The 11,137-nt window shown below is 53.5% G+C and carries 7 protein-coding genes; 4 read left to right on the top strand and 3 right to left on the bottom strand.

Going from position 1 to position 11,137, the window contains the following annotated elements; translation table 11 throughout:
• Both ABJN75_RS07285 and ABJN75_RS07280 read left to right on the top strand, forming a co-directional pair.
• Positions 1-329 (top strand): transposase (locus ABJN75_RS07285; protein WP_348438234.1); only part of this gene is annotated, 329 nt, incomplete at its 5' end.
• A gap of 374 nt (positions 330-703) precedes the next feature.
• On the top strand, positions 704-1,918 hold the full coding sequence (locus ABJN75_RS07280) for an alpha/beta fold hydrolase (RefSeq protein WP_348438233.1): 1,215 nt from the start codon (positions 704-706) through the stop codon (positions 1,916-1,918).
• Between the two features lie 482 nt (positions 1,919-2,400).
• On the opposite strand, the gene ABJN75_RS07275 is transcribed toward ABJN75_RS07280, so the two are convergent.
• Both ABJN75_RS07275 and ABJN75_RS07270 read right to left on the bottom strand, forming a co-directional pair.
• Positions 2,401-2,961 (bottom strand): helix-turn-helix domain-containing protein, encoded by a 561-nt coding sequence (locus ABJN75_RS07275; RefSeq protein WP_348438231.1) that lies wholly within the window; start codon positions 2,959-2,961, stop codon positions 2,401-2,403.
• Positions 2,962-3,210: 249 nt separating this feature from the next.
• Positions 3,211-3,459, bottom strand: a complete 249-nt coding sequence (locus ABJN75_RS07270; protein WP_348438229.1) for a hypothetical protein — start codon at positions 3,457-3,459, stop codon at positions 3,211-3,213.
• A gap of 470 nt (positions 3,460-3,929) precedes the next feature.
• Between ABJN75_RS07270 and ABJN75_RS07265 the strand changes: the two genes are divergently transcribed.
• Positions 3,930-5,186, top strand: coding sequence for an MFS transporter (locus tag ABJN75_RS07265; RefSeq protein ID WP_348438227.1), 1,257 nt, complete (start codon positions 3,930-3,932; stop codon positions 5,184-5,186).
• On the opposite strand, the gene ABJN75_RS07260 is transcribed toward ABJN75_RS07265, so the two are convergent.
• Positions 5,171-6,079 (bottom strand): LysR family transcriptional regulator, encoded by a 909-nt coding sequence (locus ABJN75_RS07260; RefSeq protein WP_348438225.1) that lies wholly within the window; start codon positions 6,077-6,079, stop codon positions 5,171-5,173. The two genes, ABJN75_RS07265 and ABJN75_RS07260, sit on opposite strands and share 16 nt — an antisense overlap.
• 99 nt (positions 6,080-6,178) lie before the next feature.
• Between ABJN75_RS07260 and ABJN75_RS07255 the strand changes: the two genes are divergently transcribed.
• A complete protein-coding gene (locus ABJN75_RS07255; RefSeq protein ID WP_348438223.1) occupies positions 6,179-10,615 on the top strand; it encodes a choice-of-anchor D domain-containing protein in 4,437 nt (1,478 codons plus the stop codon).
• Positions 10,616-11,137 lie beyond the last annotated feature (522 nt).

The raw sequence follows: 11,137 nt of genomic DNA, 5'->3' as shown, positions 1-11,137 counted from the left end.
ACGGGGCGGTGCCGACGCTACAATCGATCCGCCGCTTCTATCCGTTCTTGCGGCACATCTTTGCAGACGGTGGATATGCGGGTGACAAGCTGAGACAGGCGCTGACGGGCAATGGCGATTGGACGATCGAAGTTGTCAGGCGCTGCGACGACCAGAAGGGCTTCAAAGTGCTTCCCCGCCGCTGGGTTGTCGAACGCACCTTCGCATGGCTGGGGAGGTCCCGCAGGCTGGCCAAGGACTGGGAGAAATCCATCCAGAGTTCAACAGCATGGACCCTCATCGCCCATATTCGCATTCTCATGCGGCGGTTGGCAAGGCTTTGCGATTAATGACGAACTTTTGAATCGGGCTCTAAGCGAGTGTTTCGTGCCCTGGGACTGTTTTGAACCGCGACGAAACCTCATACTATGTTTTGTTGCGATCCAAGCCGCCTTGAGCGCGCCACAGATTGTTACCAATGCTTGGTTGGTGTCGTGGCTCCTTATCGCTCGACCTTTGGCGATGTAATGAGCGTAGTCAATTGAACCGTCATTCAATCTCTTGATTTCTGTTTGTAGCGTCATTATCTGGGTTCCTCTGCTGGTTTCTTCAGTCAACAGTGCCACGGCCCGCCAGACTCCGCTTAAGGAGGGCCATATGAAAATCCTGTGATTTTCTTGAGATTTGCTCCAATTCCACCGAATTCCTTGAGAGCGTCTCGGAAATGCTGTTTTGTGGACCTATGCGCTACAGCTTTTCCAACTGTGTTCTCGACTCTGACCGTCACCTACTAGTTAGGGATGGCAAGCAGGTAAGAGTTGAACCGCAGGTGTTTGATCTGCTGCACCTGCTTGTTCGGAATGCTGGTGTTTTGGTGACGCGTGATCAAATCATCGACGAAATCTGGGGCGGTCGCATTGTGTCCGAAAGTTCGATCAGCGCCCGAATAAATGCAGCCCGGAAAGCGGTAGGCGATAACGGCAAAGAACAGTCAATTGTCAAAACTGTACCGCGGCGTGGCTTGCAGCTTGGCACGTCTGTTTCAATGGACCGTGGAGGAGAACCTGCGCCTTCTCCTGCTCTTAGTGACCGTCAAAGGGTGCGTTTTGCGAAGTCTGATGATGGGACAAAGATCGCCTATGCTACCTCTGGCCACGGACCAATGATTATGCGTGCGGGGCATTTCCTAACTCATTTGGAAATGGACTGGAAAAGCCTGATCTGGCGACCATACCTTAATGCTTTGGGGCAAGATCACACTCTCGTTCGTTACGATCAGCGCGGAACGGGACTGTCCGATCCTATTCTTTCCAATACCGTCCTAGACAGCCATGTTGCTGATTTAGAGGCTGTTGCCAATGCTGCCGGGCTTGATCGGTTTCCACTCATTGCGCTTTCTCAAGGCGTTCCAATTGCTATTCAGTTTGCCGCAAACCACCCCGAACGTGTGAGCTGTCTTGTGCTATATGGCGGCTATACAGAAGGTCGCGCGCTTAGGGACGGTGGCCAGTCTAGCGAAGCCGCTGATGCGATGATGACACTAATGCGTGAAGGTTGGGGGAAGCCTGAAAGCGCGTTTATGAGAGCGTTTACTTCCCTGTTTTGCCCTGGAGCATCGCGAGACCAACTTGCCGATCTGGTGGACATGCAATTGGCTTCAACCTCACCTGAAAATGCAGGCCGGATCAGAATGGCGATTGATCGGTTTACCGTCGTCGATCAGTTGGAGAATATCCAAGTTCCTACTTTGGTTATTCATAGCCGAAACGACTCGGTGCATCCCTTATCAGAAGGGCAAAAGCTTGCATCGAACATCGCCCGTGCCGAGCTCGTTGTTCTTGAAAGCGCGAACCACATTCTGTTGCCAGGAGAAAATGCGTGGTCTGAATGGGCCCGAGCAACCCTTGAGTTTCTCGCCCGAACAAGCGCCTTAGAATAGATCTTACCACGTGTCCCAATTACGGCTGTGTTCCCGCATAGCTGCCATAGAGGCTTGACATTGGATCTGTTTTGGTTCCGAGTAGGCGCTATGCTCGGGTCTGCATTGATCGAAAAATGGCAGGCTCAAGCAACAGCATCACGGGTCCCTCGTGGTCAGAGTCAACGACGCATCCGCGCAGGTTTACGCTCGGGATTGTCATGCCGCACCGGACCAACCCGCTCTTCTGCGCTGTAATTCGTACCGCTGGATCCTGTTCCGTAGTGTGGTGTAATTTTTGTCATCCACGGCGGCTTCTGGGATCGGAAACTATCGCAATGAGCGACGCTAATGGGCGCGTATCCCCGACCGGCTCGCTTGGGGCCGGAAGCTGACTAACGGATCACTGACGCTGATCGGCTAAAGCCGACATTCGCTAGATGCACAGCCAATTCGGTTTCAAGTCCGGTCGGAGATGGAACAGATTTCGCTTATGCTTCCACCTACCACACGGACTTGCCGTTGATGACGTTCTCCAAAACCATCCGAAACCCGTTTCCAATTGTGCTAGCGCCATTCACTAAGCTCTGGTCCGCCCCAAAGCTTGCACGATAATTGCCCGGCGAGACACCCAGCCTGCGGGCAAAAAACCGACGCATTGTTATTGACGTACCGAACCCGGCATTGGTGGCAATGGTTTGGATGGACTGGCCTGACCCTTCCAGCGGTCTGCGCGCCATGTTCAGACGGACATCCTCGATGTAACGCGAAATCGTGTTGTTGGTGACCTCGGCAAAGCGCCGGCCCAGCGTCCGCTTGCTCATGCCCGCTTGTCTGGCAAGCGCCTCAAGCGAGAGATCTGCAGTCGGGTTTTCCCAGATGTACAACTGGACCTTGCGGATGCGAGGGTCTTCCGTTGCCTCTGCCATCGATTGCGGGCTGAACTGGGTTTGTCCGCTCTGACGCCGCAGAACCATCACCATGAAGCGTGAGATATCCAGTGCCAGCTGGCGGCCGTGATCCTTCTCGATCAGTGCAGGTGCCAGATCGATGCCGGCCAACATGCCGGCCGAGGACCAAAACTTGCCCGAATGTACCTAGATCGCATCCGGGTCGACCTCGGTGGTAACATCGGGATCCGCCTCGAGTCAGTGCGTTGCAATGCGGTATCCTTCTGCACAACTCCGGCCGCCAGCAGCACCGTTGAGCCTGTGCACACAGATCCCAAGTTCAAACAACGCGGCTCCAGCTTTCTTATCCACGTCAGTAGGGCCTCATCCTGAGCTGCAGCGAAGCTGCCTGGCCCGCGCCAATCAGAACAGGTCTATTCGGCTCGGCAGATCGGTGCAGCTCGGCTCCAGCTTGAGAAAACCACCGGCAATCGAGTCCGGAGCTCCGTCGGTGGTGACCGTGACCGTGATCGGATCGTAAAGCCAACAGCCGGTGAGGAAATTTCCAAGTCCGAACGGTTCGAGCGGACCACACACGTCAGACGATGCGACCTGCGGATAAATCAACATGGCGACCTGGCGTACCGTGCTGCTTGTACTCTCAATTTTCACGAAATGATTCGCCAAAGATCACTCGGGTTAGCGTCCCGGCATTCGGCAGTTTATTCAAGGAGGAGTCTGGTGTCCCCAACAAGGAACATCTGACGCCAAAATTGGAACATTGGCAGCCAAATGCGTCAGGCCCTCTTCGGTGGTTGTTCTTGCTGGGGTAATATCCCAAAAAGTCGGCGGCGTTTGGTCGTTCGTTAGTATGGAAGGTGAGCGAGAAATACTCTGTCTCCTGCGTATGAGGCAGCGTCAGTGGATAGCTCTTGTTTGACCGTCATGCTAAAGTAATATAAATTGGAAATGTCACTCATGAAATCAATAATACTTAAAATAGTCGCTATTATGCATTTCAAAATCATTTAATATTTGATTTTCAAGATATTGTAATCGTTCTCCACTGCGAGACGTTCGCTTTTCTGTCAGAATCCGATCGACCCTTCCTGACCTAAACGCAGGGTGCTTGGGGGAGTTATATGAGCCAGCAAGAAAAAGACAGTTCCCGGGTAATGCTGTACTCGTTGGCCGCAGCCTTTACGCTGAGCCACCTTGATCGTCAGATTCTGAACATTACCCTGAATGATATCGGTGTCGAATTCGATTTGTCCGATCTACAGTTGGGCAGCCTTTCAGGAATTGCGTTCGCCTTTGTCTATGTCTTGTTCGGATTTCCCGTTGCCCGGATTACGCGACGGGGAAACCGCAAGACAATCCTGGTCGCTGCCCTTTCGCTATGGAGCGCCATGACAGCTCTCATCGGCATGGCCGGATCGTTTGCAACCGTATTTCTTGCGCGGGTTGGTGTCGGAATTGGCGAAGCCGGGTGCGTGCCGCCGTCCCATTCTATGATTGTGGATGCCTATCCACCTGAAAAGCGTGCGAGCGCGCTTTCCTTCTATTCGGCAGGCACCAATATTGGCGCCTTTTTTGCCTTTCTGATGGGTGGCATATTGGCTTCACAATATGGCTGGCGTGTTGCGTTTTTTGCCGCTGGTGCCCCAGGCCTACTGTTGGCGCTGTGGATGGTTTTTGCGCTGAAAGATCCAACGTTTCAGGCCGTTCCCGAAGAACCGGCCCATGCGCAGACAAATTCCAAAACCCTGATCAGGCAACTCATTGCTGATACAAGCAGTTGCCATGCGCTCATCGGCGCGGCGCTGACGGCGATGATTGGATTTGGTGCCTTGGCGTGGGTTTCAGTCTATTTGATCCGCAATCACGGGATGAGCACAGCACAGGCGGGAACATATCTGGCCTTTGCAATCGGTGTTGCCGGTGCCCTGGGCACATGGCTTGGCGGCGTATTCAGCGACCGGTTGGGAAAAAGGGATCCGACGTGGCGGTTCAAGTTTGTAGCGCTTACGATTCTGCTCGCAAAGCCATTTTCGGTTGTCTTCTATCTGCTGGACAATACAACGCTTGCGCTCATCGTATTTATCATCCCCGCTGTAACCGGATCGATGTTTGCAGGCCCAACATTCTCGCATCTTTACTCGCGTGTAGAAGCATCAGATCGCCCCATGGTCACAGCCCTGTTCATGTTCATGGTCAACCTGATTGGACTGGGTGCGGGGCCTGTTCTGGTCGGCTGGATGAGCGATAGCCTCTCGCTGTCCCATGGCATCGATGCTTTGCGATGGGCCTTGATAATCCTGCAAATCGTTGGGTTGTGGGCGGCACTTCATTTCTGGTTGGCCGGTTGCGCGGTAAAGAGCGATCAGGTCGTTTCCTGAGTGAAACATGATAGGATCTTGTTGCGGAGCCAGATCAATCCGTCATCGAAATCGGTGCTGTTCCGCCATGTCAAATGGAACTGCTGGTTGCTCAGGGCAACCGGAAGATCGATCACTTGTAACCCGTAAACCGAGGCAACTTGCTCTGCATAGATGCGCGGAATGAGGCCGATCAAGTCAGTCTGGGCAACGAGTTGGCAAACGGAACTGATTTTATAGACCTGGCAAACCTCCTTGAGGTGGAGCCGTTGCCAGAATGTCACCTTCTCCGAGTTTGCCAGTTTCCCCGGCGAAAGCGAAATCGTGACGAAACCCTCTTTTTTGAGTTGTGGCATTGTGACCGGATGCCGAATCCGAGGATGGTTGTTACGCGCCACGACCAAAAGATCTACAGGGCATAGTGGTTTGCTCCGTAACTCCGAGCTTTTCCCGTGCATCAGGAATGCGGCGAGATCTGTCTTGCCCGACAACAGCGATTCTTCGACTGGCGTTGATTGAGGTGGCAGCAGTTCAAATGTGACCTGGCTCTCACTGCCGATGTCCTGCAACAGTCGCGGCATGATTATCTGCTCAAGCGGATCGGCGATAATCAGGCGAAAGTGCCTCTTTGAGGTCTTCGGATCAAACGCCCCCTCAGGATTTATGCTCTGCCGGATCATCGATAGCGCATTGCGGACCGAAACGATGATCTCGTCAGCTCGTGTGGTGGGGACAACACCGTTGCCGCTTCTGACAAACAATTGGTCATCCATCTGTTTGCGCAGCCGGGCGAGAGCGTTGGAAAGCGCGGGCTGGCTGAGATTCAGGTTCTCGGCTGCGCGCGAGATATTGCCGCTCGTGTAGATCGCCTCGAATACCACCAGCAGGTTGAGATCCAGTTCTCGCATATTCATAAACGAAATACCCCCTATTCACGGTGCCAGCTATTCGTGACGACCTGCGAGTTATAATTTGCCTACAGAATTTGCACAAAGCAAACATTGAGGCGTCTTATGTATGGTGTAAAAAACTGGCCTGGTGCGCGGCAGATTCTATCTGTCGTGATTTTTCTGCTGATGGTTTCGACCGGCGCATTCTTGCCTGCCGCTGCTCATGCAGACGTGGCCTATACGGTTACGGGAAATAGTCAGATTATCGTCCCGGATGATCTCACGCCGTCAACCTTTGATGGCACCGATTTCGGCTCCGTTCTGGTGGGCAGCAGTGTTGTTGATCGCACCTTTGTCATCACCAACACAGGCAGTGAATCCTTTGATATTTCAAACATTGTCTTTACGAGCAGCCTGACGGATTTTTCCATTATTTCACCGACATCTGCCACCCTGGCACCGGGTGGAACCTTCGATCTGGTAATTCGCCTGGATCCGACTCAGGCCGGCACAAATGCGACGGAAGTTCGCATCATCGTGCCCATCGGCGCTACCAATAATCAGTTCCGGATAACCGGCGTGGGTGAACTCGGTGTTCCCGATATCAATGTGAAGGGCGGCGGTTTTAGAATCTCCGATGGAACCACGACCCCCAGCCATTCCTACGATACCGATTTTGGAAGCGCCAATGTCACCGGCGGCTTGGTCAGCAAGACCTATACAATCGAGAACACGGGGACCGGTCTGCTCACACTGGGTGCCAACGCGGCGACACGGACCGGGGCCCATGCCGGTGATTTCACCGTTACCTCCCAGCCCGCGGAGACTGTCGCTGCTGGTGGATCGACAACGGTCACCGTGCAATTCAATCCCTCGGCAGAAGGCCTGCGGACTGCGACACTTTCGATCGCCAATGACGATCCGGACGAAAATCCCTACGACTTTTCAATTCAGGGAACCGGTACGATTCCGGATATCAGCCTTGAAGGAAACAACGTTACTATTGCTAACGGCGATACGACTCCGGACGTTGCAGACTATACCGATCTTGGGTCGCGGGATATTGACGCAGGAGGTTCAACTTCCCGGGATTTCAGGGTTAGAAATATCGGCACCGGAACGCTGACACTGGCGGTGGATGCAGTAACCTTTTCTGGCCCGCATGCGGCGGACTTTTCTGTCCCCGATCAGCCGCATACGTCCCTCAACGCAGGTCAGTCAGACCTGTTTTCCATCAGGTTTAACCCTTCTGCTCTCGGTCTGCGGACGGCGACTGTCTCGATTGCAAGTGATGATCCCGACGAGCCAGCCTACACATTTGCAATCGCAGGGACCGGCACAGGGGAACCTGTGATCACCATCTCTGGAAATGGCAATTCCATCACTAACAACTCTTGGTGGACGAGTGTTACGGAAGATACAGATTTCGGGGGCGTGACGGTCGGCGGCGGCTCGGACACCCATACATTCACGATCACCAATACTGGCAATGCACCATTGACGCTTACCGGCAGTCCTCGGGTCGTCTTGAGTGGCACGGAGGTCAGTGATTATACGCTCGTTTCCGATGCAGACGCGATAGTTGCCGCTAATGGCGGCACAACGACATTTTCCATCCGGTTTGCCCCAAGTGAAAACGGAGACCGCGAAGCAGAGGTATCAATTGCAAACAATGACAGTGACCGTTCGCCGTACAGTTTCAAATTGACCGGTGAGGGAACCGGTCCAGCGATCCTGGTAGAAGGTAACAATCTGGAGATTGTCGATGGTGATACGTCACCCTCGATTGCCGATTTCACGGATTTCGGTGTGACGGATATAAATTCCGGTGTTGCCGATCGAACATTCTACATCAATAATGATGGAACTGATCCGCTGCTTCTTCCGAGTGGGGCCGTTCTTAGTGGTCCCCATAAAGATGATTTCTCGGTTACAAGCCAGCCGGACAGTTCTTTAAACCGTTCCACAAGGTCAAATCTCAATATAAGGTTTGTTCCTTCGGCTGCCGGTGTGCGCACAGCCACCGTAACAATCCCGAACAATGATCCGAATAGAGATTCATTCAGCTTTACCATTCAAGGAACCGGATCGAGCGCGCCCGAGATTGTGGTCACCGGAAACGGCATCAATATTGTTCGGCATGTTGCCGTCCCACTTTATAACACAGCGGATGGAACTGATTTTGGAACCGTTTCCGAGAACGGCACCATGGTTGACCGGACGTTTGTCATTAAAAATGTCGGCACAACGCCGCTAAATCTGGGCGCCAATGCTGTTACGATCTTCGGATATCCCAACATGTTTTCCGTAGTAACACAACCTGCACCGGTCGTCGCACCGGGCCAGACGACGAGTTTTACTCTGAGGTATACAGCGACGCAGTCCGGATCCTATGGAACATCGGTCGCTATCCAGAATGATGACGGGGACGAAAGCCCTTTCGTAATGCTAATTAGGGGAGCGGGCGCCGCTTCGCTACCCGAGATCAATGTCACAGGCAACAGTGTCAGCATCGTTGACGGCGATACAACACCGGACGCTGCGGACCATACCGACTTCGGCTCGGCTGATGTCACCTCAGGAACGGTCTCGCGGACCTTTACAATCGAAAACGCCGGCACCGATGTTCTGACCATTACCAGTGCTGGGCTGACGGGCACCGATACCGCTGATTTTTCCATAACAACAGATCCAACGGGAACAGTCGCAGCCTCGGATACCACGACTGTTGTCGTCGAGTTTAATCCCACGACCGTCGGTCCGAAGTCCGTCACCCTGACCATCAATTCCGATGATGGTGACGAAGCTGCCTATGACTTTGTCCTGGCCGGGACGGCGACGGGTGCCGCTGAGATCAATGTCACAGGCAACAGTGTCAGCATCGTTGACGGCGATACAACACCAGACGCTGCGGACCATACGGATTTCGGGTCGACCGATGTCGCCACGGGAACGGTCTCGCGGACCTTTACAATCGAAAACACCGGCACCGATGTTCTGACCATCACCGGTGCTGCGCTATCGGGCGCTGATCCCGGTGATTTTTCGATCACCACCGCACCGGCCGGCACCGTGGCAGCAGCGGCGTCCACGACTGTCGTCGTCGAGTTTAATCCTACAGCAGCGGGGCTCAAATCTGCGACCCTGACGATCAATTCCGATGATGCTGACGAAGCGGCCTATGACTTCGCCATAGCTGGTAAGGGGACGTTGGGTGCTGGTACCATCACCCTGGTCGTTAACAGCAGCGGAGGGGATGTGAGCGTTGTGTTTGGATCTCCAACACCTGATCTTGCGCTCACAATCGCTACGGTTTCCGGCACAGCTCAATCTACTGTCACGGGCATGCAGGCAGGAATGCACACCGTCACAGCGACGAACATAACAGGAGCCGGATACGGATTCACCGCGATTTCATGCAATGACAGCAATTCAATTGGTGATGTTGCCTATGGCATGGCAATCATCAATCTTGCCAGCGGTGAAACGGTTACATGTACGTTTGAGCTGCTGGAAACACGTGATGCTACGGGAAATCTGATTACCGACTATCTCGGGGCACGCAACAACCTAATTATGTCCCATCAGCCAGATCGGTCCCGCCGTATGGATCGACTTAGAGGTGGTAACGGCGGGCCATCAACCGGCACGGTTTCTGCCTACGGTTTTAGTTTGCCCAATCCGCTTCCGGTCGATATGGAGCTCAATGGAAATGTGCTGTCATATGCTACCAGCCTCAACCGTTTGCGCCGTATGAATCCAGCCTTCGACCATTTTGGCAATAATTCAGTTGCGCTGCCGAAATGGGATATCTGGATGGAAGGACAAATCTCTGTCTACGATGCGCCGGCGGATAGCGGCGATTTCTCGATTGCTTTTGCTGGCGTTGATTATCTGCTGAATAATCGTGCCCTGATTGGCATTATGGGTCAGTTTGATAGCATGACGCATCATGTGGTCAGTTCTGGCGCCAAAGTCAGCGGCGAAGGTTGGATGATTGGTCCCTATGGCACATTTCGCCTGAATGACACTTTCCATCTCGATCTGCGTGGCGCCTGGGGGCAATCAACCAACGAGATTACTCCTTTCGGAACCTATACAGACAAGTTCGACACCAATCGCTGGCTTTTTACTGGCGCCTTGATTGGCAGTTTCGATCTTGGCGAATGGACAGTGTCCCCTGGTATCGAGGCGAGCTACATCAGCGAGACGCAACAGGCTTATACCGACAGCCTGGGCGTAGTGATCCCGAAACGCACTGTGTCGCAAGGCGTGATCGACATAGGACCAAGACTGGAAAGAGACTTCGAGCTGAAAAATGAAAAGACACTCACCTTTTTCACCGAGTTCAAAGGTGTTTATTCCTTCGGCGAGAGTGGCAAATTTTCCAATGGCAGCTTTGCTGACGAAACGCAGGGCCTGACCGGAACGGTCGGAACCGGAATAAGTATTCATTTGAAATCCGGCGCCAAATTTTCTCTCTCCGGCGATATCGGAGGAATCGGGTCCGGCGGAAACACGTATACGGGAGCTGCGAAGCTCAGCATTCCATTGAATTAGAGGCGCAATCGTCTTCTGCGGGAAAGGTTCGGTGAAGTTGGGCTATTCTGATCGGATAAAGCCGCCAGTTCTTGCAGTTTGGGTTTGGCTGCTTGTATGCACTATTCTGAACCGCCTCACCCAAGTGCGACCGCTCATGTCGGCTTCCAGAAAAATTGTGTAAGCCTCAATGGTCGAAATGCGGGCGCATTCCCGACCGGCTCGAATGGGGCCGTAACCTGTCAGGTAGCTTGTTGGAACGAAGTCGGGAAAGCAGACGTTCGCGTAGACGGGCGCGGAGTCAATCACGACCCTGTGCTGCCGTTCATTGAACGCGCGAAGAAGGTCCGAAGGCTGACCGAAACGGCTGCTGCAACTCAGCAATTCTCGCGAGTGTAAAGCGTAATTCCAAACCATTTTTCTCGCGTCGAGATGCATCCTGTCGGGCCCGATGCTGTGCAAGAACTGCGTCACCGTCGACGCTTCATAATCGCTTCTGCCCTACCGTGCCGGAAAGTGAGGATGCCATGAAAACAAGTCAGA

It is taken from the genome of Hoeflea sp., from assembly GCF_039975035.1.
Classification (GTDB): Bacteria; Pseudomonadota; Alphaproteobacteria; order Rhizobiales; family Rhizobiaceae; genus Hoeflea.
Note: the sequence above shows the minus strand (reverse complement) of the source record. Positions and strands in the feature narration are given on the sequence as shown.